This window comes from Desulfolithobacter dissulfuricans (genome assembly GCF_025998535.1).
Taxonomy (GTDB): domain Bacteria; phylum Desulfobacterota; class Desulfobulbia; order Desulfobulbales; family Desulfobulbaceae; genus Desulfolithobacter; species Desulfolithobacter dissulfuricans.
Genome location: NZ_AP024233.1, coordinates 2,439,043 through 2,465,496 on the forward strand (window position 1 = coordinate 2,439,043; position 26,454 = coordinate 2,465,496).

Consider the following 26,454-nt stretch of genomic DNA (forward strand, 5'->3'; position numbering starts at 1 on the left):
TTCAGTCATGGAGTACGACCCGGTCGAGGCTTCGGGCCAGGATGGAACGCAACCGCTCTTGACTGAAATATGTTTCATAGAGTTGCCTGGTTCTGTGACCTCTCTCGCACAGCTGATGCGGATTCTGGAGCCATCTGCGAACCGTTGCCGCCAGCCCCTGGTGATCACCGGCCTCCACCCAGCCGATCTCTTCCGCGCCACCAATGGTCCCGTCGTAGGCCGCCGACGTCCTGGTGATCACCGGCCTGGAGATGGCCATGGACTGAAACACCTTGTTGGGGATCACCCGGGCGGCCTGGGGGGTATCTCCAAAAATTCCCAGCAGGATATGGGCCCTGGCCATCCGTTTCGGGAGCTCTGCATAGGGTATCCATGGTTCGAAAGAGACATTGGCAAGCCCGGCCGCCTGCTGGAGCAGCCCGGACCGCAGATCGCCATCGCCAAGAATGGTCCACCGGGCCGGGAGATCCCGACACAGGGCTGCGGCCTGGATAATGGTCTCGATACCATGAAGACGCAGAAAACTGCCATAAAACAGGATATCGATGCTTTCCTGGTCTTCGGGCCACTCCATGGGATAAAATAGCTCCTCTTCCGCGCCCACGGGCAGCACCGAAGTCTTCTCCGGCCGCACCCCCAGCTGCTGGACAAAAAAATCCGCATGGCACCGGGTGTCGGCAAAGACAAGATCCGCCCGCTCAAGAAGGGCGGCCTCCCGTTGGCGCAATTTTTCCGCTGCACTGGAACCGGTCGGATATTTTTTCCGCTCCAGGACCGCCTTGGCAAAGGAGGAGATAAAAGGATCGACGACCAGGGGAACCTGCCATTTCCGTGCCCAGAACGAGGCGGAACCGATATCGTCATGTCGGAAACAGGGTACCCATATCAGGTCCGGACGTTCGGGCCTGGTCCATAGGGAATGCAGCAGACCGAGCTGGCTGGAAAATGGCCGGAAAAAACGGACCTGCCAGCCCAGCTCGGTGAAAAGCCGGACCACGATCCGGTTGCGGGAATAGCCCGGATCTCCCCTTCCCCAGATGAGAACAGTCTTCATGCCATCTGCCGTTCCTGAACGGGCAGGCCGATCAGAACGATAAAAAAGGCCAGCACCGCCTGGTAGGAGGAACCGTAGATATTGAACCCGGTCAGGCCGGAAATAAGCAGAACCACCGGCCAGGTCAGCAGACCGGCCCGCCACCAGTGGTAATCTTTTAAGATACTCCGGATACACGAACTGAACAGCCAGAAAAAGGCCAGGTACCCGGCCAGACCGGTGGCGGCCAGAAGCATCAGGACCAGGTTGTGGGCATGGGTGGCCTCGCTGGCGACAAGCCGGCCAAGGAACCTGTGGTCGGCCAGAACCCCGCTGGCAGCCGCCACCTCGGTGTATGTTTCCTGGAAACCGGATATCCCGCTTCCCAGAACAGGATACCGGTGCCATACCTGGATGCATACTTTCCATATATCGAACCGGTGGTAGAGGGAACTGAGCTTTTGGCCCAGTTGCGGGTCATTGCCCAGCAGGAACTGGAGCAGGAAGACAAACACCATCCCACCCAAGGCCAGGAGCATGGTCAGCACCGGGGTGCGGCGACGGAACGCGTAAAGCATCGCGGCATAGAGCGCCCCCAGTGTGGCTCCGAGCGCCGTTCTCATTCCCACTTCCCACAGCATCCAGCAGCCGGCAGACACCAGCAGCAGGAGCATGAGCCGGTTCTTCCAGGACAGGGTCCGGTCGAGCAGCGACCAGCAGAAAAAAAACGGGACAATATACTGCAGAAGCGCCGCCGTCCTATAGCCTTCCTTGAGTTTATGTGCATACCGGGGCCAGTCATTGCCCAGCAGGTCGTGGCCGAGATACCGGGCCATGGACAGGTTCAGGAGAATGAGCAGAACACATCCGCCAAGCCCGTACAGAAGCGGCCGGGCAATATCTCTTCGTCCGGAAACATCAAGCATGGCCAGAGCGAAGAACGGAAAACGTATCATACCGATGTCATGTGCCCACCCCTTGCCGCCGGGACCGTTCCAGGCAAGACTGACAACGATCACTCCATACCAGACGAACCAGGGAAGCACCAGTGAACGGCAACCATCCGTCAACTGCGGCAGTGTGCGTTCCGCAGACATGCGCCCGAGCCAGAGCAGCCCCACAATGACCAGCAGGGGCTCGAACACGGCCGAACCCAGAAAAACAGCCGCAGGCAGCAAAGTACCAAGGAAAAGGCAGGCCGTGTCGATTCGGCCGGCAAGGGATGTTCTGCTGAGGCGATGCGCTGTTGATCCTTCCATATCTGATCCTGGGCTGACAAATACAAATGTGATTACCATCACTGTTCAGCTTTGAAACCGGTATCGGGCCTGGCTTGTTGCACGGTACGCCATAAACCCGTCCCTGGGGGCTTGACTGTGGCCATCCAAGCCACAGACACCCGTGCAACAAGCAAACCCCGACACCTTCATCCATCGAAGGCTGCATTTCAGTGGTAATCAGAAATACATATTATTCCCGCCACTCCGCTTCGCGGTGAACCCGGGTTCCGCGCGGGTCACTTCCAGTAGTCAGCTATCCACCTGGTTGGTTTGACGGTTTTATAGAATTTCTTGTACCAGGGCACATACTGCTGGCCCCAGACCCCCTGGATGGCATCCGGCGGGTTCGGACTGCCATGGAAGACAATGATCTTCGCGCCCTCCGGTATTTTTGTCGGGGTCATGAAACTGTTCAGGATCCCGCCGGGCATGCAGTGCATTTTGAAGCTGCGGCACCAGGGATCGGGGAAATAGTCGAAATTACCCTTGCCCAGCTCTCTTGTGATATAGAACTGCTCGGTCACATTGTTTTCCAGGACCTCGTGTTGCGCTGTCCGGTATTTTTCCAGCAGGTGATGATATTTGCCCTGTTCAAAACAGAAAACCGAGGCCTGCCCAATCAGCCTGCCGGGCTGGGACCAGTTTTCGATGATGGCAAGCTTGTCGGAATAGCTGAAAAAACAGTCGATATTGTCGACAATGACCACGTCGAGATCAAGGAACAGAATCTTGCCCCGGATATCATGAAGATCCCTGTCAAACACGGCGATCTTGCGCCAGGCCAGGCAGGTTTTCAGGTACTTTGGTTCCGGTTCCTTGAAGTCGGGCAGGGGAAAGATCTCCACCCCCTCCTCAATACCCTCGGGTCTGTCGGTGAAACAGATGAAGCGGTACGGCAGGGTGATATTCCGCTGCACCATATGATGGAGGATATTGACGTATTCGGGGCCATACTTGGTTCCCCACTTCATGCAGACAATATTGACGCTGTTCATCGGTTACCGTCACTTATATTCTGTATACCTTTGCTAAAGACGCTCTACTTCCCTGGTTTTGCAATCGTCATTTCAGGACAGGACTCGCTCACTTGTACTGCATCCGGTGGAGCAGCTCATACTCTCCCCGGAGTTCCAGCAGGTCTTCATGACTGCCCTCCTCGACGATCCGGCCATCCTTGATGACAATGATACGGTCGGCATTGACAATGGTCGAGAGGCGATGGGCAATGACCACCGTGGTCCGGTTCTTCATCAGGTTTTCCAGGGCCCGCTGAACATCGCGCTCCGATTCCGTGTCCAGAGCCGAGGTGGCCTCGTCCAGAATGAGGATGGGGGCATTCTTCAAAATGGCCCGGGCAATGGAGATGCGCTGACGCTCGCCGCCGGAGAGCCGCATGCCGCTCTCGCCGATCACGGTATCAAACCCGTCGGGAAAATTTTCGATGAATTCCAGGGCATGGGCGGCCCGGGCCGCCTCCCGGATCTCCTCCTCACTCCGGTCCAGATCACCATAGGCAATGTTGTTGCGAATGGTATCGTTAAACAGGATGGTCTGCTGGGTGACCATGGATATCTGGTTTCGGAGCGACTGGAGGGTCACGTCACGGATATCAAGCCCGTCGATGAGAATTCTTCCCTCCGTAACCTCGAAGAAGCGGGGAATCAGGTTGGTAAGCGTGGTTTTGCCGCTGCCGCTGGGGCCGACAATGGCCAGCACCTCGCCTTTTTTTATCTCCAGGTGGATATCGTGGAGGACCTTGTTTTCCGAGTCATATTCAAAAGAGACATGATCAAATGTAATGGCCCTGCGAAACTCCGGCAGCACCGTCGCCCCCGTTCTGTCGGCGATTTCCGGCCTGACATCCAGAAGCGAAAACACCCGGGAGGCGGCCGCCATGCCCTGCTGGATGGTGGAGTTGATCTTGCTCACACCCTTGACCGGATCATAGGCCATGATCAGGGCAGTGAGAAAGGAAAAAAAGGCCCCGGGGGTGGCATTGCCGCTGATCACCTCGCTTCCGCCAAACCAGATGATAAGCGCAATGGCGATGCCGCCGATGAACTCCATGAGCGGGTGCTGCAGGCTGCGCAGCTTGGCGTCCTGGATAATGACATTGAACAGACGGTACACCTGGTCGCGGAACCGTTTCCCCTCATACTCCTCCATACCGAAGGCCTTGACAATCCGGTTGCCGGTGATGGTCTCATGGAGGATATTGGACATTCTGGCGGTCTCTTCCTGGGAACGTATGGAAAGGCGCCGGAAAAGGCGGCCGAAGAAGACCACCGAGGAAAAGGCCAGCGGCAGGATCAGCAGGGAAAAAAGCGCCAGTTTCCAGTTCATGTAAAAGATGACCCCAAGCAGGATAATCACCTGAAAGAAATCCCGCAGGATACTGACCATGGCGTTGGACACCGCGCCCTGCATCAGATTGACATCCGAGATGACCCGGGAAATCAGGGTGCCGGTGGGCATGGACTGGAAAAAGGAGAGGGGCTGGGTGTGGACGTGTTCAAAGATCCTTATCCGCAGATCGCGGATTATGGACTGTCCCACCTGCTCCAGGAGAAAATTGTAGAGATAGTAAAACCCTCCTTTGAGAAAAAAAATCGCGACCACGGCAAAGGGGAGCAGATCCAGGTAGACCTGATTGCGTTCAATGAAGATCTTGTCCAGCAGGTCGCGCACGAGGTAGGCCTGAGAGCCGGTGAAGACCGCCACCAGGATCATGGCGATCATGGCGACAACAAGCTTGTTTTTATAGGGCTTGATAACGTCGTAGAGACGTCTGAGAATTTCTTTGTTTGTCATTTTTTGAACATTACACGTAAAACCTTATGCAGGGGGGCGCACCTACAGTAAATGGCCGGTGAAATTGCCGCTCAGGGTCGGCTCCATTCGTCCGGTGCCCCGCAGCAGGGTGGCAAAACGGGTTATTTCCCGGTTGATGGCGCCGCCTGACAGGTCGGCCAGCAGGTAGTCCACCCCCGCTTCCCGCAGCTCGCCCAGCCAGGGCAGCAGGGAAAAGGGCTGAACCGAACGGGTCACGGTGAGGCCGTCCTGCTGTTCAACCCGGAACCGCTCGTCCATGGGACTTATGCATTGCTGGCCATAGCGAAAATGATCACCATCCAGCCGGGCGGTGAAAAGCGGAGGCCGGCCATACACTTCCATACCGATACGGACGTTGCCGGGCCCGCTTTTCCTCGCCGCCAGGGCCCGACGAAAATGGACCAGGGCCGCGGCCATGTTGGCATGATCGGTTTCCAGGGAAAACAGAATGTTCCGCAATCCCAGCTCGGCCATGGCCTGGAGCGCGGCCGAGTTGAGCATGTTAAGCGTATAGGAACCCGAGAATTTGAGCTGCTCACGGATCTCCTCCGGAAACAGACCCAACTGGGCCACGTGACCAAGCTGAAAACGGGTAAACCCCTCCCGCAGCAGATGCTGGACACTCTCCCCATACCACGCCAGTGCATCTTCCATGATGACGGGCGGCAACTCCCAGACAAGCCGACTCTGCGGCTTGCGCAACCGGGCAGTTTTTTTCAGAAAGTCGATATTTTCCCTGGTCAGGGGTACCAGGATCCGGACCGGCCGGACCGGAAATCGCTGACCCGCATCCCGCAGATGGGCCACCCGGATCCACCAGACCTGACCTTTTTTCATACTCTTTTTCCGCCGCTTTTCCCGGTGCTCCCGGGTGCGGGCCCCTTGAGCCGGTTTTTTGTTTTTCTCCACAGCCCACTGAAGCACCTCCACTATCTCCTCAACCGCAGGTCGGTCCGGTTTTGGCACCGCACCTCCGGCCAGCCGGTACCTGCCCGCGGATCCGGAGGAGCGCAACCGTCGTTCCACATCCACCCGGAAGAGGCTGCCCCGGAAACCGCTGTCACTCTTCATTCCCAGGTCCTGGTCGAGAACAAAACGAACCAGCTGGCCCGAACCGGCCCGGCGAACGGTTTTCTGGCCCAGACGCATGGTCCGGACCGTGAAGCTCTTGCGTTCCCCGGACTGTTCGTGGTGCAGCCGCAGCCGTTCACCGGCTCGAACCGGTTCCAGGAGCCGGGCCGTCAGAATGGTGCCCTGGCGACCGGGGCGCAGCGCTTCCAGGCGCTGAACCCTGGCGACCAGTTTGCCGGTATTGCCAGACAGGGCCGGGGTCACAGCCTGCTTCGGTTTGGCGGCAAGAAAAAATCCGGGCGAGCGACGCCGGCCCATGGCCTCGTCGAGCAGCCCATGGGCCTCTTTGAGCACCCGCTGCCGCTCGGATTCGGCCTGGTCCAGGCTGTCGATGACCAGGCGATAGGCCCGCACGGTCTTGCGCACGTATTCGGCCGATTTCATCCGCCCCTCGATTTTCAGGCTGGCCACGCCGGCCCGGCGCATCTGCGGCAGCAGATCGATACCACAGAGATCGTTCATGGAAAAGAGATAACCGCCCCCTTTTTTCTTCTTGCGTCCCTCCTGCCAGCCGTAGCGCCGACGGCAGGGCTGGACGCACTGACCGCGCAGGCTGGATTTTCCGCCATGGAGGCTGGAAAAAAGACAGAGCCCGGAAAAGGAAAAACACATGGCCCCGTGGATAAAGATTTCAAGCTCTGCTCCGCTCACCCGGCCGATCCGCCTGATCTCGTCCAGGGTAAGCTCCCGGGCCAGGACCACCCGGGAAAAGCCGAGATCGCGCAGGTAGGCGGCGGTCATGGAGTTATGCACCGACATGAGGGTCGAGGCATGCAGGGGTATCTGCGGAAAAAACCGCTGGGCCAACCAGGCAAGGCCGAGATCCTGGACGATGAGCGCATCCGGACGCAGCTGGGCGAAAAGCGACAGGGCCTCCACCGCCTCCTGCAGTTCATCCTCTCGGACCAGGCTGTTCATGGCAATATGTACATGGCGTCCCCGGTCATGGGCGGCCTGTATCATACCGCCGACCTCGGCAAAGGAAAAATCCTTTGCCAGGGCCCGGGCATTTAAACCAGGCGCGCCGATATAGACCGCGTCAGCGCCCTCTTCCAGGGCGGCCTCAAAGCTGGCAATACTGCCGGCCGGAGCCAGCAGCTCTATTTTTTTCAATGGTGTTTGACTCACTGATTATAGTTGGGAAATCAACGGACAGCGTCAACCAGGTCCGTTGGCGGTATGGTGGATGGGACAGGCAGGATAAAATAAAAATTATTTCCCTCGGGAGTGGGTTCATATCCCACGGTGCCGCCATGCAGCTCGATGACATGACGGATAAAGGAGAGTCCGTGTCCGGTACCGGGAATACCCTTGCTGTCCCGACCGCGCATGCCATCCTGGAACAGTCTCTTTTGCTCGTCCTCGGGCAGGTGGGGACCGGTGGTAAAAACATTGAATTTGATGCCCTTCTTGCCCGGTTCGGGAAAATCATCGACCAGTTCCCGCCCATAGGCCATGGCCTTCCTGGGGTGTCCCTCGTGGTTCACCACCTCCCGGGTATACTTTGCCGCATTGGAAAACAGATTGGCATAGACCTGGGCCAGCAGCCCCACATCCACCAGGACCTGAAATTCCTCCTCAAGCATGTTGCGTGGTTTTTCCACCGTCACCCTGGCCGCCCTCAACCGGGAAGCATAATGCTCCAGCTGCGGACCGATGATCTCCTTTTCCACGAAACAGCGCCGGGGCCGCAGGACCAGGTGCCCCCGTTCAAAATGCTCCCGACGGAACAGACTCTCAAGGAACAGGCTGATGTTGGCGTGGTGCTTTACCAGCTCCTGCTGACAGGCAAGAAAATCACGTTTCACCCGGTCACAGTGCGCAAGCCACCGCTCACAGGCCTCCTCGTCCACCGCTTTGCTGCCGGTCCCGTCGCAGGCCAGCCGGCGGCCCTCGTCCTTGAGATCATCCAGTTCACCGATCCTCTTGCGCAGCTGGTTGAACAGGTGGCGGAAATACATGTTGGGCACAATGACATTGTGCTCGATATCCATGACCAGAGTGTTGATGAACTTAAGATGATCGATATTCTGCAGAGCGATCAGCCGGTTATGAAGATTGAACCCGATCCTGTTGGTGTATTTCTGAAAAAAAAACCGGTCAGACTCGTCCATGCGTGCCAGTGGTTTCACCTCGTACATGCCGAGAATCCGGCTCCAGCCGCCAGCCCCGCCCGAATCACCCCAGAGCGAAGTCTGGCGTTGACCATTGCCGCCATTGACGTCCAGGACATCTTCCGAGCGGCCCAACGGCACCTTGGCATAGATTGGGATCAGGTAAGAATCACTGGTCTCGTACGGGATGGATGAGAGATGGATCGGCTCCCGGGCCGGTTCGGGCGGTTTGAGGACACCGCGCCGGGAATCGCAGACCAGTTCCAGGCGGGAACTGGAGTCACTTATCAGGTACAACCGGCTGACAAACCCGGTCATCTTCAGCGGAACCGCGACGCAGATCCGGTAAAAGTCATCCAGAGAATCGAATTCCTGGGCCAGGTCGAAAAAGGCCTTGAGAAAGTCGTTATAACGGCTGCTGAAGTTGTACCTGTCGTAGCTGGCGGATTTTTCCTCTACTCGGCGACAGATACGCTCGAACTCACGCAGGGAGGATGATTTCTTTCCGGCAGCCACAAATATATCTCACACTCCGTGCACAACCACTTCGTCGCGATCCGCTTTTTCCCTGAGCAGCACATCCACCCGCTCGCCCGGTTCCACCCGAACCTCCATGCCCACGTAATCGGGCTGGATGGGCAGCTCCCGTCCTCCGCGATCCACGAGCACGGCCAGCTGGATCGTATCCGGCCGACCATAGTCCATGATCGCGTCCATGGCCGCGCGGATGGTCCGGCCGGTGAAAATAACATCGTCAACCAGAATAACCCGACGGTTATCCACCAGAAAACCGATGTCGGTCTTGCGGACAATGGGATTTTGCGAGATCAGGCTCCAGTCATCCCGGTACAGGGTGATGTCCAGGCTGCCCAGTGGCAGATCCCCCTCTTCCATGGCGGTGATCTTTTCATGGATTCTCCGGGCCAGAAACACGCCTCCGGTGTGGATGCCGATGATCGCCAGCTGCTCCAGACCGTGGTTGCGTTCCAGGAGTTCCATGGAAATCCGGTCCAGGCTCCGGTCGATATCCCGAGCCGTCATGATGGAGCGTGTGCCGTTCATGCCTTCACCCTGTTCCAGAAATAATCCACCCCTTTTTCGTCCACCAGATTGATGGCCTCGGGAAAGGCCTCGCATTCCCTGGCAAACACCTTGGCCGCGATATCGTCCGGGGTGTCGTCGTCATCAAGCGATACGCATTTCTGCACGACGATAGGGCCCTCGTCGTAGACCTCGTTGGCAAAATGCACAGTGCAGCCACTGACCTTGCATCCCCGGGCCTTGACCGCCTCGTGGACGTGATGGCCGTAATAGCCGTCGCCACAGAATGAGGGAATGAGCGAGGGATGGATATTGAGCACGTTTTTCCTGAGATGGTCCGGCGGGATATAGAGTTTCAAGTACCCGGCCAGGGCGATCAGGTCGATATCATAGCGGGCCAGAATTTCGTTGATCGCCTCGTTGTCCGGAGCGTGAAAGGCTGGGTAGCCATACTTCCTGGCCTTTTCCAGGCCAAGCGCATCTGCCACATTGGAGACAACCACCTGGATTTCGGCCCGCAGAGTCCCATCCTGAATCCGCTCATGGAAATTATCCAGGGTCCTGCCGCTACCGGAGAGCAGCACTGCCATTTTCTGCATGTTCGCAAAATCTCCCTTGTCAATACTGACCAACGACCTGGTTCCTGGAAAGGGTGGTACGGAAAGCACCCCATAACCACCTCCCTTAAGCCGGAACCGGTTACCTGTCAGGCCGTTGAAAACCTGCTGCGCTTGCTAGTGCCTGTCCAGAAATGGTATTTTCGCCCGGTCTCTGCGTTATGCTCAAAAAATAATGCTCGGAATATTACACATATGCCTGCGCTTATTTTTTTCGCATTCCTTGATCTCGAACAAAAATCCTCATTTCTGGCCAGGCACTCGCTACGTTTTTAAAACGGTCTGCTATTCCCCTGAAAAATAGGGATTCGTCTCAACGTCAACCTGCTCCAGCCAGCGGGCGATGGCTGTGTCGTAACTGGAGGTCAGCTGGAACACCTTGACCGCCAGCTTGAAGCGAGTCTTCAGGGTGGTGTTGCCGGTGGCCCTGATCTCGGAGAGCACCTGAGCATAGTCGGCGGGATCGACGATCACGGTCACATCCCGAAAGTTCTTGGCCGAGGCGCGCAGCAGTGTCGGGCCGCCGATGTCGATGTTTTCAATGGCATCGGCCAGGGTGCAGTCGGGATCGGCCACGGTCTTTTCAAAAGCGTAGAGGTTCACGGCAACGATATCAATGGGTTTGATCCCATGCTCGGCGCACTGCTTCTGGTGCTCGGGGTTGTCACGCTGATAAAGGATACCGCCGTGTACCAGGGGATGGAGGGTCTTGACCCGTCCGTCGAGCATCTCGGGAAAACCGGTGAATTCAGACACATCAGTCACAGAAATACCACTGTCCCGCATCTTTTTGGCCGTGCCACCGGTGGAGAGGATCTCCACACCCAGTTCGGTCAGCTCCCTGGCAAAATCTTCAATGCCCGATTTGTCCGTCAGGCTGATCAACGCGCGTTCTACCTTCTTCATGGTTGTATAACTCCTCTTCTCCTAATCCTTTCGTAGAAATTGCCGAATCCGCCGCCGTTCCCGCTTGTCGGGACGTTTGGCGGGCCTGGCAGCAGGCGCCCGGATGAGTCGGCGCTCTTCGCGCTCCTGTTCCCGACGCTCGAGAGATTCCGGTGTTTCCTCGTACAGGGTCCGGGCGACACTGGCCGGTCCCCGGCGGCCGCTCAAACCCAGGATATCGACCGTGAACTCAAGCTCACCCCGGCGGATCACCAGCCGGTCACCCACGGCCACCGTCCGGGCCGGCTTGACCCGCTGACCGTTGAGATGAACGTGACCGCCGCTCACGGCCTTTGCGGCCAGTGATCTGGTCTTGAAAAAGCGGGCGGCCCAGAGCCATTTATCGATCCGTACCTTCTCTTTATCTGTTTCCCTTTTCACACATAATCCTCTGTAAGGTTCCAGAAACAGCAACGTACCATATTTTTTCTGTGGTATCAAACATACCGGACGGGTTCGGTCTGAAATCCCGGGCCCCGTCACCCGGACAGGCAGAAACAGGGAGGGGATGGTAGTGGATTCAGGTTGTCGTAAAAGAAAAAATGCGGTAAGTCAGGCTCCAGTTATGAAACTGCAAAATGTCGGCATAAAAGACTTCACCTGCCCTGTCCGAATCCGGGAGAAGGATGGTACCAGGCAACAGACCGTGGCCACCATCAGCCTCCAGGCGGCCATGCCACACCGGTTCCGGCAGTCCTGTGTCAGCGTGTTCACCGCGGCCCTGGCCAGGTACCGCAAGGACATGCATGCGAGTATCTTTCCGCAGCTTCTGGGCGAAGTACGCGATCAGCTCCAGGCCCAGACCGCGGAAATGCGCATGGATTTTCCCTTTTTCATTGCCAAGCGGGCGCCGGTCACCGAGACAAGCTCTCTCATGGAGTATGACTGCGCCTTCACCGGCCGCACCAACGACAGAAGAGAGGATGAGCTGCTGCTCACGGTCCGGGTGCCTGTGACCACGCTCTGTCCCTGCTCCAAGGAGATCAGCGAAGCTGGAGCCCATAACCAGCGGGCCGAGGTGACCCTGACCGTGCGGCCGAAAAAATTCATCTGGCTGGAAGAGTTAATCGAGCTGGTGGAACGATGCGGCTCCTGCGAGCTCTACGCCCTGCTCAAGCGACCGGATGAAAAATATGTGACCGAAGCGGCCTACCACAATCCCATGTTTGTCGAAGATGTGGTCCGGATGGTCTCCCAGGAAACCATGAAACTGGACGGTATCGACTGGTTTTCCGTCGGGGTGGAAAGTTTCGAATCCATCCACAAACACAGTGCCTATGCTTATGTGGACTCCGACGACCTGGAGTAATTCCGGCCAGGGCCGGGAAACAGGGCCCGGTCGGCAAACGATCCCAGGCCCCTTGCCCCTGGCTTGACCCGTCTAGGCCCCTGTCTCCAGTCCTCCCAGGCAGAGATACTTGATTTCCAGGTACTCATCGATGCCGTACTTTGAGCCTTCCCGACCAATACCCGATTCCTTGATGCCGCCAAAAGGGGCCGCCTCGCTGGACATGATACCGGTATTGATCCCCACCATGCCATACTCAAGGGCCTCGGCCACCCGCCAGACCCGTCTCACATCCTGACTGTAAAAATAGGACGCCAGACCATAGGGGGTATCGTTGGCCATGGCCACGGCTTCCTCCTCGGTATCAAAGGCAAAGAGCGGCGCCACCGGACCAAAGGTCTCCTCGTGGAAGATCCGCATCTCCGGCGTCACATCAAGGAGAATGGTGGGCTCGAAGAAAAAACCATTGCCCTGAATCCGTTTGCCGCCGCAGGCGATCCGGGCGCCCTTCTCCACTGCGTCCCGAATCTGTTCCTCAACCTTCATCACCGCACCCAGATCGATGAGCGGGCCCTGGTTGACCTGCTCATCAAAGCCATTGCCCACCCGGAGCTGCTCCTGGACCGCAGTGACCAGCTTTTCGGCAAAAGGTTCGTAGACTCCGCGCTGAACAAGCAGCCGGTTGGCGCACACGCAGGTCTGACCAGAGTTGCGATATTTCGAGGCCATGGCTCCGGCCACGGCCGCATCCAGGTCCGCGTCATCAAAGACCAGAAACGGCGCATGGCCGCCAAGCTCGAGCGATATCTTCTTGACCGTGGAGGCACAGGCCTGCATCAGCATCTTGCCCACCTCGGTGGAGCCGGTGAAGCTGAGTTTACGGACCGTGGGATTGTCCGTCATCTCGGCGCCGATTTCCCGGGCCGGGCCGGTGAGAACGTTGAACACCCCGGGCGGGATACCGGCCTCCTCGGCCAGCCTGGCCAGGGCCAGGGCGGAAAAGGGTGTCTCGGCCGCCGGCTTGACTACCACCGTACAGCCAGTGGCCAGGGCCGGCGCCACCTTGCGGGTGATCATGGCTGAGGGGAAATTCCACGGCGTGATGGCCGCACAGACCCCCACAGGCTCCTTGAGAACAATGATCCGCTTGTCCCGCTGGCCCATGGGAATGGTGTCGCCGTAGACCCGCTTGGCCTCTTCGGCGAACCATTCCACATACGAGGCCCCGTACAGGACCTCGCCCACCGCTTCGGCCAGCGGTTTACCCTGTTCCGTGGTCATGATGGTGGCCAGGTCATCCTGGCTCTCGACGATCAGGTCATACCAGCGCCGGAGAATGCGGGCCCGTTCTTTGGCTGCCTGCTGACGCCAGAGTCGCCAGGCCTTCTCCGCCAGGTCAATGGCCTGGGATGTCTCTTTCCGGCCCAGGGCCGGAACCTGGCCGATACACTCGCCGGTGGCGGGATTATGCACCTCAATGACGCTGCCATCCTCGGCATCAACCCACTTACCGCCGATATAACACTGCTGTCTGAAAAGTTCCGGTTTTTTTAAATTCATCGGTAATCCCTGTTATTCTTCCCACACCGCCGGCCAGCTGTTACTGACCGCGGACCTGTTATTTTAATTTGTGAGAGCAGGTAAATGTGGTACTCTTTAAAGAAGAAAGACTCTTTTTCCTGCCGTCAGCCCGACTCCAGAGGAGATCCGGTTGCCGCAATTAAAGGTACGGAACCGTTCATGGTACCATTTCATGACACCTTTTCAAGCTTTGCGTGAGCAAGCGAGCAGGCCAGCCCGGAGATTCGCCCTTTCATGAATACAGATCTGCGCCGATCAAAACGGGACAGCGTCTACCTTCCCATCTCCGTGTCGGCACAGGACGGCATCAGCGGCGGCCAGCTGGCCGGGCCGTTTTCCGGCCGGATCATCGACATCTCGCTCCACGGCGCCTGTCTGCTCATGACCCAGGTCATGCGTGGTTCCTACCATGTCTTTCACACCACCCGGGAAAACGATTCCTCCCTCCTGCTGCTCCATATCGATATTCCACCGGAAATCATCGACCTGGCCCTGCCGGCCCGACCTGTATGGCTGGACATTTTCCGCCAGGATCAGATCCGTGCCTTCAAGATGGGGGTCGAATTTCTGACCAGTCCGGACGGGGAACAGATGAAACGTCTGCAGCGGATAATGCAGCAGTACCGGCGGGATTCCGACATGTGGTAGCCCCTGCCTGTCAGCTACCTGGCAGAGACCCTGTCTCCATGGACCGCGTAGACACCAATCTCCTGATCCACTCCCCGCAGCCTGAGGGCGCCGGCATGTTCCACCGCCACGTGGGGCTCGATTTCCCGGCGAACGATGTCGGTGACATAGACCTGGCAGGCCGTTGATTCGGCAGCCAGGCGCTGGGCGATGTTCACCTGGCTGCCGATAACCGTGTAGTCAAGGCGGCGGGACGACCCCACATTGCCCAGGAACATCTCACCCCGGGTGATACCGATCCCCAGGTCCACGTTATCGAATTCCGAACAGCGGCTGGCCCACTGCGCCCGCAGACCACCAAAACGGCTCCTGATGGCCAGCGCGGTTCGCACCGCGCTCAGACAGGCGTTCTCCAGAAGGATCGGAGCCCCGAAGACCGCCAGGACCGCGTCTCCCATGAACTTGTCAACGGTTCCCCGGTGCTGAAAGATAGCATCGGTGAAAATCTGGAAAAAAGCATTGAGAAAGGAGCGCAGCTCGGTCAGTTCCATGTGCTGCACCAGGGCGGTGAAATTCCTGATATCGGCAAACAGCACCGTGACGTCACGAATCTCGCCCAGATCAAGCAGGTTGGAATCAGTGGCAAGGAGAAGATCGGCCACCTCCGGCGCCACGTACTGCTCAAAGAGGGTGCGCATCCGGATCTTTTCCGCCATGATCCGGGTGGCACGGACATTCTCCAGGGCCATGGTGGCCTGGCTGCAGATAACGGCCAGCATCTCGATATCCGCTTCGGTGTAGGGGGTGCCACTCTCGGTTCGGCTGATGTTGAGCACCCCCAGTACCCGGTCCCGCACCTTGAGGGGAAAAGAAATGGCGGCGACGATGTCTGGCCGCTTGAGGAGCGGGGCAAAAATCGAGTCGTTCTGGTTTTCCCGGTTGAGAAGCACAGGCCGGCCCCGGGCATAGACCCAGCCGGCGATCTGATCTCCAGGCAGGATACGGATGGAACGGGCCAGAACCTCATCCATGCCCCGGCAGGCGGCGATCCGCAGGCAGGCCTCTTCCTCGTCAAAGAGCATGACCGAAATCTGGGCCGCGCCGGTCTGTTCCACCACCACGTTGAGCAGGGAATCGAGCACATCCTCTTCGCTGGCAGACTGAAGAAACTTCTCCCCCAGACTGTACAGGGGTACCAGGGTCCGCAACCGGGTGTTTTCCTCCTGCAGCCGAACCAGGGCCATGGCCCGTTCCACCTGGGCCCGCAACTGCTCTCCGCGCACCGGTGTCTCAATGATCCCCGAGAAACCGGCATCCAGGGCCCGGCGCAGCAATCCCTCGCCCACTGGGTTGCCAATCAGCAGTCCGCTCAGATGGGGATGCTCGGTCCGGGTTGCCCCAAACCAGTCGATCCCTGAAGTGGCATCGAGTTCTGCCTCGACAAGGGCCAGGTAGATATCTTTCTGCTCACAGAGCAGCGTGGCCTCCCGGGCATCATGACACGGGGTCACCGCATATCCGTCCAGGGATTCGAGAAGGAGACCGGTGTCGGTGCCAGCTGCGGTCAGCAGCAGAATATCTGATTGCATAAAAACACTCGTGAACACGTAACCATGGTATATTATTTCATCTTACCACCGGGCATGGGGCAAGGCAAGCTGCATGGCCATAAGATATCCCTGCTTGACGCCTTTTCCAATCCAGCCCATAATATGGCCATGGCAAAATCCACCCTTACAGACATACCGCTGGCAGAGCGCATGCGGCCGGGCACCCTGGAGGAATTCGTCGGCCAGGAACACCTGGTCGGGCCGGGACGCCTGCTCCAGCAGCTCTTCGACCAGGGCCGGATTCCCTCCCTGCTCCTCTGGGGCCCTCCCGGTTCGGGCAAGACAACCCTGGCAACCATTCTCGCCTCCCGGGTCACAGCCGAGTTCATTTTTTTCTCCGCCGTTCTTTCCGGGGTCAAGGAGATCCGGAAAATCGTTGAGGAGGCCCGAAAACGCCAGGAAGCGGGACAGAGCACCATTCTCTTTGTCGACGAGATCCACCGCTTCAACAAAAGTCAGCAGGATGCCTTCCTGCCCCATGTGGAAAGCGGGCTGCTCGTCCTCATCGGGGCGACCACCGAGAACCCCTCCTTTCATGTCATCGCCCCCCTGCTCTCCCGCTGCCAGGTCCTGGTACTCAACCCCCTGGAACCGCAGCATATCAAGATCCTTGTCCAACGGGCACTCAGTGATCCCCGGGGTCTTGGCCACCTCCAGCTCACCATCGAGGAGGAAGCCCTGGACCTGCTGGCCCGGGCCGCGGACGGCGACTGCCGCCGGGCCCTGAACTGTCTTGAGACAGCGGCCACCCTGGTGAGCCGGGGAGAGAAGAAGGGCTCCACAACGCAGGCACAGGACAGTATTTCCCTGGAACTGGTGGAGGAGGCCCTGCAGCACCGCGCCCTGCGCTACGATACCGGCGGCGAGGAACATTACAATCTCATCTCGGCCATGCACAAGAGCCTGCGCGATTCCGACCCGGACGGGGCCATGTACTGGACAGCGCGGATGCTCGAAGCCGGGGAGGATCCGCTCTACATTGCCCGGCGGCTCATCCGCTTTGCCTCGGAAGATATCGGCAACGCCGATCCCCAGGCCCTGCAGGTTGCCCTCAACTGCCGGGAAGCCTACCACATGCTGGGCACACCGGAAGGAGAACTGGCACTCCTCCAGGCCGTAGCTTATCTGGCCACCGCACCCAAGAGCAACGCCATCTACCGGGCCCAGAAACTGCTTAAAAGAGATATCAGAAAAACCGGTTCCCTCCCTGTCCCCATGCATCTTCGCAACGCGCCCACCGGGCTGATGCGCGACCTGGGATATGGCAGCGGCTATCAGTATGCCCACGACCGACCGGACGGACTGGTGGACCAGGAACATCTGCCGGACCGGTTACAGGGTACGGTGTACTACGACCCCAGTAACCGGGGCTACGAGGCCATCATCCGGGACCGGCTGCTGAAATGGCGCAAAATCCTCAAACAACGGGCACAAACCCATGCAAAGAAAAAATAGCTGGCTTCTCCTGCTGTTCACCCTGCTTTCGGCCTGCCTCCTCCCGGTGGCCGGCCACACCCGGCAGGCGGCCGGGGGCAGCTCCTTTTCTTTTACAGCAACGACATCCGGGGCGAGACCGAGCCCTGCGGCTGAAAGTCCAAACAACTGGGCGGGCTGTCCAGAAAAAGCTACCAGCTGCAGGCACTGGCAAAACAGAAAAACAGGCCTTCGCTGTTCCTGGAAGGCGGCGCCCTGCTCTTTGACAGAACCTGGGTACCGAAACAGCTGCTGGAACCGGGAAAGATCACGGCCAGGGCCATTGCCCGGACCGAGGTGCTCATGGGCTGCCAGGCAGCGGGCATCGCCCCGCAGGACCTGGCCGCCGGATCCGATTTTCTCCGCACCCTGGAAAAGGAAACCGGACTGCGCTGGCTATCGGCCAACCTGGTCGACCCCGGAACCGGCCAGCCGCTCTTCACCCCTTTTCTCATCACCGAAGCCGGGACCCTGCGGATCGGGGTTGTAGGCCTCAGTGCTCCTCCCCCGGCGACTGTCGAACCGTCAGACGCCTGGCAGGTTGTTGACTGGCGCAAGATCCTGCCACCGCTGGTGCAAACCCTGGAGAAGGAAACCGACATGATCATCCTGCTCTCCAGCTATCCACCGGCGGAGAATGAAGAGATCGCCCGGAGCTTTGACGCCCTTCACATCCTGCTCCAGGCCGGACACGGGACCGCCAACATGGCCCCGAAGAACATCAACAACACCCTGATCCTCCAGACCGGCAGCCGCGGCAAGTACCTGGGCATGCTGGAAATCAACTGGAACAGCAGTAAAAAATGGGGCCGCAGCCTGAAAGAACTGCTCCGCGAGACCACCCGGCAGCAGGACCGCATCTCCTGGCAGATCGGCAGGCTGAAAAAACGCTACCCGGCCGACGTTCTGGCGACAAACAGCCGTTACCGGGAACTGGTGCGGCAACTCCGGGAGACAGAAGAAAAACTCAGACAACTGGAGCAGAGAAAAAAACAGGGAAGGCTGGAATTCTGCAGCTTCACCAACCGGTTCATCGCCCTCAAACCGAATATTCCGCAGGATCCCAGGGTCCAGGAGATCATAGATGAGGCCCGGCGGGCCGCCAACCGGTTGAACCGGGAGATCGCCCGGGCCGAACGGCGCCGGCCGGCAGCAAAGATGGCCATCTCAGCCCCGGTCCAGGCCCTGCGCTCCCTGTCCGGCTGGAAGACCTGCCGCACCTGCCATCCGCAGCAGACATCCTTCTGGCAGCAGACCGGCCATGCCAGGGCCTGGCAGAGCCTGGAGGAAAAGAACCAGCAGCATAACCCGACCTGTCAGAAGTGCCACGTCACCCTGCCCTCCTACAGCCTGGATCCGCAACTGACAAGGGCAATTCTCGTGCGGATGGATTCGGAGCTGAAAAACGTGGGCTGCGAGGCCTGTCACGGCCCGGCCCGGCGCCACGGCAACACTCCGGACCAGTTCAAACCCACCTTGCCCGGGGAGGCCACCTGCCGGCAGTGCCACCAGGGCGACCATGACGACAACTTTGTCTTTGCCGACAAGATCCAGCGGATCCGCTGCCCGACGACCAAAAATCCATAGACCGGACATCGAGTAGGGTGAGGCAAGGTAATTAAGCTTGCCTCATCCCTCTCACAGAACCGTACGTACGGGCCTCGTATACGGCTCCTGTTTATTTTTCCTTCATACTGAAACAGAAATTCCGGTCTGTACAGATGCGAGGTCAAAGAGCCCCATTTCCCCATGCAGGCAGCTGTTGGGAAGGGCATAATGGCTCAGTGGACTTGCTGCATTGGCCCAGGAGTTCATCTTGATACTTTTGAACTCTCCTCTATAGCCCAGCTGTCTCAGTCTGCGGTGTAGCCTGCACGGCTTTTTCCACAGCTTCAACTGAACAGCACGCAGCCGTCTTCTGATCCACCTCATCAGCCGAGAAAACTCACCCTTGCAGTTCGCTATCCGAAAGTAGTTGGCAAAACCCCTCAGCAACCGGTTGAGGTCGGCTATCACCTTCTCAAGGTTCACCGGGGAGTTACGCCGGGTCATCGCCTTGACCTTTGCCTTGAAGGCCCTCACCTTGCCTCGCTGTATTCGGGTCATCACGGAGTGGATACAAACTCCAAGAAATTTAATCCCTTTGAGGCTGTGGCTTATATGGGTCTTTTCCTGGTTGACGGTCAACAGCAGTTCTTCTTCAAGATAACGACTGGCCTGGTTCAGTGCATTTTCGGCTGCGCTCTTTGACTGGCACAGGATCAGGATGTCGTCCGCATAGCGGACGATGCGGTGGCCACGATTCTTCATAAACTGATCGAAGGAATCAAGGTATACGTTGGCAATCAACGGGCTGATAACTCCGCCCTGCGGACTGCCGACCTCGCTGGCCTGCCAACCATCTCCTGTCAGAACACCGCTTTTCAAAAACTTCTCCAGCAGACCAAGAATACTTCCATCGCTGACCCGGCGACGGAACGAGGCAAGGATCAGGTCATGGTTCAACGTGTCGAAGCATTTCGACAGATCCATGTCCACTACCCATTTCCGCTCGTACGTCCGGATGAACATCGTGGCTTTGCTGATTGCCTGGTGACAACTCCGACCAGGACGGTAGCCGTAGCTCGACGGATGGAAATCGCGGTCAAATATTGGTTGAAGTATATCCAGCAGGGCCTGCTGTACCACACGGTCACGGACTGCAGGTATGCCGAGTAGCCGTTTCCCGCCGTTCGGCTTCGGGATCTCCACCCGTCGCACGGCCAGCGGCTGGTAGCTCTTGTCCTGCAGTTCCGTCAGGAGATGATCGATATTGGTCGCAAGTGATCCGGCAAAATCATCGATGGACTGGCCGTCTATACCGGCAGCTCCTTTCGAGGATTTCACCTTGTAGAATGCCTTGACCAGGTTCTCCCGGCTCAGCATTCGATCATATAGGCTGTACCAGACGTCAACCATGCTCCTGTCCTGCGTTTCCCTTCCTCTATTTCCACGTGGAGACTTCGGTTCTTCAATGGGCGCGACCGCTTTCTATCCTCATGGGCAATATACGATCAACACTCCCATCTACTCCGATGAACGGCCAAAATCGGCAGAGGACCTGTCACGGCATACCGCCGATAGCGTGCCCCGTCCCGTCGGACGGCTTGTGTTCAGTCTGCCAGGTGTCCATAGATTCCGGAAAACCTTCAAATAAACTTCATCCCTTCGCAACAGATATGGCTTTTGGCTCATAACTGCCCCCAACGAACCAGGCCGTTGGGTCATCCCGGTTTTATCCTCCACACTGTTACCAGGCTTCACAGGCCGGAATTTCATCACTACTACGGAATCATCTGCCACCTCACACCGCTTCGATCCGCCTTGGATTTCTCCTTGTGCTTCTCTTTTTCCGCTTAATGCGGAAACAGTGCAAGGCTTCCCCGGTTAAGGCGAACTCCCTGTGAGCGACCACATCCTCAATCACGTATCAGGACTGACCAGGTATCGGGCTTCGCGCTATTTAGGACGCTTACCCTCCTGATACGCCGAATCAGGTTCGCTTGCGCTATGTGCCGCTCACTTCCTATCGCTTCCTTCAGACCCTGCCGTTACCAGCAACGCCCTTACGATTCGGATTGTCTTCCCCCTGGTCAGGGTGACGCCTGCTTAACACAGGCTGGGTTTGCCCGCCATGCCGGGCAAACAAAAAAAGGGGGATGGCCCGAGCCATCCCCCTTTCTTATTCCGCAGTTTGTCCGGGGAGTTAGCAGCCGAATGCCTTCTGCAGGTTCGGAATGGTCTGCTTCTTACGGCTCATCATGCCCTCGATCCACATGGAATCGCCTTCGAGCTTGGTGCCGAAAGCCTTCTCAATCAGGGCCGGATCATCGGAAACGACCAGCAGGTCGGTCCCTTCCTTCACGACATCGGTGAGCATCAGCAGGATGGTGTGGTGTCCGCCGGCCGCTTTCTGCTCCTTCATGGCATTGAGCAGGTCTTCGCGGATATCAGCAACCTGATCCAGGGTGGCAAGCTCCAGCTGACCACAGCCGACCTTGTTGCCGTTCATGTCAAAGTCCTTGTAGTCACGGTTGAGCAGGTCCTTGGCCGGAACGCCCTCAACACCACTCTTGGCCTTGAGCATATCCATGAACAGGCCGTCGGTATCCTCGACACCGGCGATCTTTTTGAGCTCTTCCACGGCCTGCTTGTCTTCATCGGTGCAGGTGGGCGACTTGAAGTTAACCGTATCGGACAGGATGGCAGCCAGCATCAGACCGGCAACCTTGGGATCAATGGCGACCCCTTCGATGTTGTAGAGCTGGGTCAGAACAGTGCCGGTGCAGCCCACGGGCTTGACGCAGCAGAAAATCGGATTATTGGTGGTTACATCACCGATCTTGTGATGGTCGACAATGGCAACAACCTCTCCGTCGCCGAGGTTGTCCGGGGCCTGGGCCAGATCGCTGTGATCAACCAGAGCGACCTTCTTGCCGGCGGCATCGGTCATGGTCTCGGGAACGGCAACACCGAAACGTTCGAGTACGACCACGGTTTCGGGGTTCAGCTCGCCCTGAACAACGGGAATGAAATCCTCACCCTTGGCCTTCATCAACTCGGCATAGGCAATGGCAGCGGTGACAGAGTCCGTATCCGGATTTTTGTGACCTACGACATAGACAGACATGGTAAAATCCTCCTTCGTTCGATGAATTAGTGTGTACGCAAAACGTAAAAATGACCTCCAGACATGCTGCCACTTCTCTGAATGAGAATTCATTATATGACAACATAAAACAGGTGAATCTTAGTCCTTTCCAGATGCAGCGTCAAGGGGAAAAAGGTTAGAATCCCGTTAAGATAAACCGCATCAAACAGACACATAATTAATTGTGAACCAGGAAAAGATCTGTCCGCCAATCCGGAGATCGATTTCCCCGTGCCCCTGGCGCAGCGGCTGTCAACCCGCCATTGCGGTCGCCTGTACCTGCAGGGGCCTGAAGGGTGATTTTTTTCCTTTTCCCTTCTTGGCCGGGATTTGCTACATTAGGGCGTAGCAGCACCTTGTATACTTTCTCCTGAATCCCGTTCAGGTCCCCATCGTTTCAGGTATCCCATGAGCGAAACCGAACCCGGAAAACAGAAGTCCTCCCGCCGGAAAAAATCCTCCCCATGGCCGATCATCTGGCTTGGTTGTCTTCTCCTGGCCGGACTTGCTGTCGCTCTTGGCTGGTACCTGATCAGGGAACAGAAAACCGCCACCCTGGTGGCGCGGCTCGAAGAACCTCTGGAAACACCCCCTGTGGAACAGGTACCAGAGCCACCTTCCCCGAAAACCCTGACAGTGCCGGAACCCCCGGCACCTGCCCTGGAATCCGGAGCGGCGCCACAACCACCCCGAACAGGGGAAGAAAAAATACAGATCCAGCCATCTCCAGCCGTCGAACTCCCGCCGCCAGCCCCTGTTCTGACAAAAGAGGAGCAGGAGTGCAGGGAACTTGCCCTGAGGCTGCACGATTTCTTCACCAGCCTGGACGAGAAGGAGTACATCAGGGAATTCCAGCTTGGCAAACCCTCCCAGGAGTATTTCCGCGCCCTGGCAGACAAGCTGCTCGACAATCCACCGGTGGTCTCCCGGGAATATGACGACCTCTACACCATGCTCAAGAACATGGCCCATTTCTTCCGGATCATCGGCAAAAACAACATCCTCCTTCTCAAGGCCATCTTTGACCGCGAAGGAGACCGGGTGGAAGACGTGGCCGCGGATCTCTACCGCTGGGCGACCCTCCAGTGCGAAAGCGACCGGTTCTCCTTTGTCCTGCCCCTGGACAAGCTCTATGAGTATGCCGGTTTTTTCCTCAACACCATCGGCGGGCGTTCCTATCTCTTCCGGCGCGACTCGCAGCTGCGGCTGCTGGTGAACTACTACTCCACCCTGATCATCGACTGGGCTAACCGGGAAGATGCCAACCGCTACGGCCTTGACATCCGGCAGATCCTGCCCCAGCTGATCCAGGAAATCGAAACCAGTAACCAGCTGGTGTACAAGGAGAGGTATCTCGACAGGCTCTATGAGCTCCTGGAACAGTACCAGTAAGGAAGAACACAGGGAGATTACTGTCCGGTAGAGAAGCCGGTGGTCCGGGCGCGGACAGGAGATGAAGACGGGACAGGGAGTACAGAAACCAAAAGAAAATCTGATTACCACTGAAATTCAGCCACCGATGAATGAAGGTGTCGGGGCTTGCTTGTTGCACGGGTGTCTGTGGCCTGGATGGCCACAGTCAAGCCCCCAGGGACGGGTTTATGGCGTCCCGTAAAACAAGCGAGGCCCGGCACCGGTTTCAATGCTGAAGATTGATGGTAATCACAAAAGAAAAAGGCCGGGAATTCCCGGCCTTTTTCCTGTATATGGCTCTGCTGACTGGCTGGTCAGCGAGCCAGCCAGTCAGTAGGAATAGAGTCGGAGACCAATTTCAGTCCCTGCTGCTGCCGAAAAAGCGAAGCAGCATGAGAAAGAGATTGATGAAGTCAAGATACAGGGCCAGGGCGCCGATGATGGCCCCCTTGCGGATGGCCGACTCGCCCTGCTCCATAATGCCCTGTTCGCCCATCAGCTTGATCTTCTGCACATCCCAGGCCGTCAGACCGACAAAGACCAGGACCCCGATGACCGAAATGGTCCAGTAAAGGCTGGAGCTGTTCAGGAAGATATTGACGATAGAGGCCAGAATGATACCGATCAGGCCCATGAACAGAAACGACCCCATGCCCGAAAGGTCCCGTCTGGTGACCATTCCGTAAACCGCCATGGCCCCGAACATGCCGGCGGTGATCAGAAAGGTCCCGCCGATGGAGGCCCGGGTGTAGGCCAGGAAGATGGTGGACAGGGTCAGGCCGTTGAGCACCGAATAGCCCAGAAAGAGCCCGGTGGCGGTCGTGGCCTGGATCTTGTCGATCCGGGCGGAAAGGAAGAAGACCAGTCCCAGTTCCGCGAGCAGCAGTATCATAAACAGGGGTGTGCCGATAATGGACATGGCCAGCCCGGACTGGGCGGTGAAAAACGCCACCAGGCCGGTCAGGCCGAGGCCGATGGCCATCCAGTTGAAGACCTTGGCCAAAAATATGGTCGAGGCCTCCTGCCGCGCTTGCGCTACAGTTATTGTGCTGGTACCGTACTGCGTATCAGTTTGCATGGTGAATAAGCTCCTTAAATGTACACATCGTTTTGTTGCAGGAATATTACACTCTGTGGAACTATTTTAACCACTCCTGCACGAAAGGCAACAAACAGTTTCAGGTGACGCATGAAGATAGCTATCAGCGGTAAGGGCGGAGTCGGCAAAACAACCATCATGGCCCTGCTGGCCCGGGAATTGCGCCGGACCGGACGGGAGGTTCTGATCATCGATGCCGATCCGAGCCCGCATATGGCCGAGACCCTCGGCATCAGGGACATTGAGCGGGCCCGGCCCATTGCCGACATGACAAAACTGCTGGCCGAGCGGGCCGGCAAGACCCCTGGTTCCCCCTTCTACCAGCTCAATCCCCAGGTGGACGACCTGCTCAGGGATTTCATGATTGAACAGGACGGATTAAAGCTCATGGTGCTTGGCGCCGTGCAGACCGCCGAAGGCGGCTGCGCCTGTCCGGAAAACCATGTTCTGCGCAAGATGCTCAAGAAGCTGCTGCTGACCGCCAACCAGGCCGTGCTCCTGGACATGGAGGCCGGGGTGGAGCATCTGGGTCGGGGCACGGTGGCCGGCGCTGACCAGCTGCTCATCGTGGTGATCCCGTCCCGCTCCAGCATCCGCACGGCCCTCAAAATCCGCAAGCTGGCCGAGGATGTCCAGATTCCGCGGATCTCCTTTGTCGGCAACCTGGTCCGGGACGAAGAAGATAAAACCTTCCTGCGCCAGGGGTTGGGCGAGGAACCGGTGGCCTTTTTCCCCGATGCCGCCGCCATCCGCCGGGCGGAAAGGGCCGAGAAGCCGATCATCGATATCGAAGACGAACTGGACAGGGCTCCGCAGCAGCTCCTCGAGGCCATCCTCAATGGTTGCGGAGAATCAGGCGACGTGTGACTCCACCCTGCCCCCGCGTCCTCAGGGAAAAGAGGTCCTGCCCCTCCATCAGGTCTTGCCGGGATCGTTTTCCTGCCAGCAGCCGTCCCTTAAAATCTGGTGCGGTTTGAAGGAGGCCTTGTAGCGCATGGCCTGGACCTGTTCTATCCAATAGCCGAGATAGAGGGTGGTGATGCGGTGACTGCGACAGAAATCGATCAGGTAGAGGATATTGAAGGTGCCTGGACTGCGCCGGCTTTCCTCGGGATCAAAGTAGAAATAGACTGCGTTAAGCCACTGATCCGAGGCATCGACAACGGCCACGCCGAGAAGGCGGTCACCGATCCGGTAGCGGATCTCGAAACAACGGGTCAGCGAAGTGAGAAAAAATCCGGAGTAGTAGCTCTGCCCGTCACTCCTGCCGTCGGGAAAACGGACCTGGAGGAAACGGTCCAGCAGGGCCAGGTTCTCCGCGCTCATGGTCAGCGGTGCCACCCCGGCGGCCACATCCTGGTTCTTTTTCCACACCCGTTTCTGGTTCCGGTTGGGCCGAAACAGGAGCGGGTCCAGACGGATGGGCACGCAGCTGCTGCAACCTGGACAGCGCATGCAGTACATGCAGTTACCGTTGCGGCGGAAACCGTTTTCCAGGAAACGGCCCATGGTTGCATCGTCAAGGGGACCGAACAGGGCCTGATGGTATACCGCCTGATGCTCGAGTCCGTACGGGCAGCGTGTGGAGATATCGACGAAATACCTCTCCAGTTCCGCACCGATTCCCGTGTTGCGGCTGCCTGTATTTTCCCGAACCGTCATGCCTCTTTTCCCATCGCC

The 26,454-nt window shown here is 58.0% G+C and carries 21 protein-coding genes and 1 pseudogene; 6 read left to right on the top strand and 16 right to left on the bottom strand.

The features are described 5' to 3' along the window. Window position 1: 1 nt before the first annotated feature. The 10 genes and pseudogenes from GF1_RS10770 to GF1_RS10815 form a co-directional block, all read right to left on the bottom strand. On the bottom strand, window positions 2-1,054 hold the full coding sequence (locus GF1_RS10770) for a glycosyltransferase (RefSeq protein ID WP_267926557.1): 1,053 nt from the start codon (window positions 1,052-1,054) through the stop codon (window positions 2-4). After that, on the bottom strand, window positions 1,051-2,292 hold the full coding sequence (locus tag GF1_RS10775; RefSeq protein WP_267926558.1) for an O-antigen ligase family protein: 1,242 nt from the start codon (window positions 2,290-2,292) through the stop codon (window positions 1,051-1,053). The genes GF1_RS10770 and GF1_RS10775 overlap by 4 nt, the downstream gene beginning before the upstream one ends. Window positions 2,293-2,549: 257 nt before the next feature. Beyond that, the gene (locus GF1_RS10780) at window positions 2,550-3,308 is read right to left on the bottom strand and encodes a hypothetical protein (RefSeq protein ID WP_267926559.1); all 759 of its coding nucleotides are present in this window, start codon (window positions 3,306-3,308) and stop codon (window positions 2,550-2,552) included. A gap of 88 nt (window positions 3,309-3,396) precedes the next feature. After that, a complete protein-coding gene (msbA, locus tag GF1_RS10785; protein WP_267926560.1) occupies window positions 3,397-5,124 on the bottom strand; it encodes a lipid A export permease/ATP-binding protein MsbA in 1,728 nt (575 codons plus the stop codon). A 42-nt stretch (window positions 5,125-5,166) separates the two neighbouring features. Further along, window positions 5,167-7,389 carry a peptidase U32 family protein gene (locus GF1_RS10790; RefSeq protein ID WP_267926561.1) on the bottom strand — a complete coding sequence of 741 codons (2,223 nt, stop codon included), beginning with the start codon at window positions 7,387-7,389 and terminating at the stop codon, window positions 5,167-5,169. Between the two features lie 32 nt (window positions 7,390-7,421). Further along, window positions 7,422-8,906 (bottom strand): sensor histidine kinase, encoded by a 1,485-nt coding sequence (locus tag GF1_RS10795; RefSeq protein ID WP_267926562.1) that lies wholly within the window; start codon window positions 8,904-8,906, stop codon window positions 7,422-7,424. Between the two features lie 9 nt (window positions 8,907-8,915). Then, window positions 8,916-9,452, bottom strand: a complete 537-nt coding sequence (gene pyrR / locus GF1_RS10800; RefSeq protein ID WP_267926563.1) for a bifunctional pyr operon transcriptional regulator/uracil phosphoribosyltransferase PyrR — start codon at window positions 9,450-9,452, stop codon at window positions 8,916-8,918. Further along, window positions 9,449-10,030, bottom strand: coding sequence for a formyltransferase family protein (locus GF1_RS10805; protein ID WP_267926564.1), 582 nt, complete (start codon window positions 10,028-10,030; stop codon window positions 9,449-9,451). The genes pyrR and GF1_RS10805 overlap by 4 nt, the downstream gene beginning before the upstream one ends. A 348-nt stretch (window positions 10,031-10,378) precedes the next feature. Then, a pseudogene (locus GF1_RS10810) lies at window positions 10,379-10,954 on the bottom strand (IMP cyclohydrolase); the annotation flags it as partial. A 21-nt stretch (window positions 10,955-10,975) separates the two neighbouring features. Then, a complete protein-coding gene (locus tag GF1_RS10815) occupies window positions 10,976-11,374 on the bottom strand; it encodes an RNA-binding S4 domain-containing protein (RefSeq protein WP_267926566.1) in 399 nt (132 codons plus the stop codon). 184 nt (window positions 11,375-11,558) lie between these two features. On the opposite strand from GF1_RS10815, the gene folE2 reads away from it, so the two are divergent. Next, window positions 11,559-12,302, top strand: coding sequence for a GTP cyclohydrolase FolE2 (gene folE2, locus GF1_RS10820; protein ID WP_267926567.1), 744 nt, complete (start codon window positions 11,559-11,561; stop codon window positions 12,300-12,302). A gap of 72 nt (window positions 12,303-12,374) precedes the next feature. Here the strand turns inward: folE2 and GF1_RS10825 are convergent, their stop codons facing one another. Next, entirely contained in the window at window positions 12,375-13,841 is a 1,467-nt protein-coding gene (locus tag GF1_RS10825; RefSeq protein WP_267926568.1) for an NAD-dependent succinate-semialdehyde dehydrogenase, read from the bottom strand. Window positions 13,842-14,096: 255 nt separating this feature from the next. On the opposite strand from GF1_RS10825, the gene GF1_RS10830 reads away from it, so the two are divergent. Continuing rightward, window positions 14,097-14,510, top strand: a complete 414-nt coding sequence (locus GF1_RS10830; protein ID WP_267926569.1) for a PilZ domain-containing protein — start codon at window positions 14,097-14,099, stop codon at window positions 14,508-14,510. A 14-nt stretch (window positions 14,511-14,524) separates the two neighbouring features. Here GF1_RS10830 and GF1_RS10835 read toward each other — a convergent pair whose 3' ends face one another. Then, window positions 14,525-16,078, bottom strand: coding sequence for a GAF domain-containing protein (locus GF1_RS10835; protein ID WP_267926570.1), 1,554 nt, complete (start codon window positions 16,076-16,078; stop codon window positions 14,525-14,527). Between the two features lie 123 nt (window positions 16,079-16,201). On the opposite strand from GF1_RS10835, the gene GF1_RS10840 reads away from it, so the two are divergent. Then, on the top strand, window positions 16,202-17,554 hold the full coding sequence (locus GF1_RS10840) for a replication-associated recombination protein A (RefSeq protein ID WP_267929138.1): 1,353 nt from the start codon (window positions 16,202-16,204) through the stop codon (window positions 17,552-17,554). 186 nt (window positions 17,555-17,740) lie between these two features. Continuing rightward, window positions 17,741-19,159 carry a UshA-like (seleno)protein gene (locus GF1_RS10845; RefSeq protein ID WP_267929139.1) on the top strand — a complete coding sequence of 473 codons (1,419 nt, stop codon included), beginning with the start codon at window positions 17,741-17,743 and terminating at the stop codon, window positions 19,157-19,159. A 102-nt stretch (window positions 19,160-19,261) separates the two neighbouring features. Here the strand turns inward: GF1_RS10845 and ltrA are convergent, their stop codons facing one another. Together ltrA and GF1_RS10855 are read right to left on the bottom strand one after the other, a co-directional pair. After that, window positions 19,262-20,530 carry a group II intron reverse transcriptase/maturase gene (ltrA, locus tag GF1_RS10850; protein WP_267926063.1) on the bottom strand — a complete coding sequence of 423 codons (1,269 nt, stop codon included), beginning with the start codon at window positions 20,528-20,530 and terminating at the stop codon, window positions 19,262-19,264. A 787-nt stretch (window positions 20,531-21,317) separates the two neighbouring features. Then, window positions 21,318-22,241: a manganese-dependent inorganic pyrophosphatase gene (locus GF1_RS10855; RefSeq protein ID WP_267926571.1), complete on the bottom strand. Its 924-nt coding sequence runs from the start codon at window positions 22,239-22,241 to the stop codon at window positions 21,318-21,320. A gap of 429 nt (window positions 22,242-22,670) precedes the next feature. Between GF1_RS10855 and GF1_RS10860 the strand changes: the two genes are divergently transcribed. Continuing rightward, window positions 22,671-23,654, top strand: coding sequence for a hypothetical protein (locus tag GF1_RS10860; protein WP_267926572.1), 984 nt, complete (start codon window positions 22,671-22,673; stop codon window positions 23,652-23,654). A gap of 379 nt (window positions 23,655-24,033) precedes the next feature. Here GF1_RS10860 and GF1_RS10865 read toward each other — a convergent pair whose 3' ends face one another. Then, window positions 24,034-24,753: a Bax inhibitor-1/YccA family protein gene (locus GF1_RS10865; RefSeq protein WP_267926573.1), complete on the bottom strand. Its 720-nt coding sequence runs from the start codon at window positions 24,751-24,753 to the stop codon at window positions 24,034-24,036. A gap of 111 nt (window positions 24,754-24,864) precedes the next feature. Here GF1_RS10865 and GF1_RS10870 point away from each other — a divergent pair, with 111 nt between their 5' ends. Then, complete coding sequence (locus tag GF1_RS10870; RefSeq protein WP_267926574.1) at window positions 24,865-25,641, top strand: ATP-binding protein; 777 nt, start codon at window positions 24,865-24,867, stop codon at window positions 25,639-25,641. Window positions 25,642-25,689: 48 nt separating this feature from the next. Here the strand turns inward: GF1_RS10870 and GF1_RS10875 are convergent, their stop codons facing one another. Next, a complete protein-coding gene (locus GF1_RS10875) occupies window positions 25,690-26,436 on the bottom strand; it encodes an arginyltransferase (RefSeq protein WP_267926575.1) in 747 nt (248 codons plus the stop codon). Window positions 26,437-26,454: the final 18 nt, after the last annotated feature.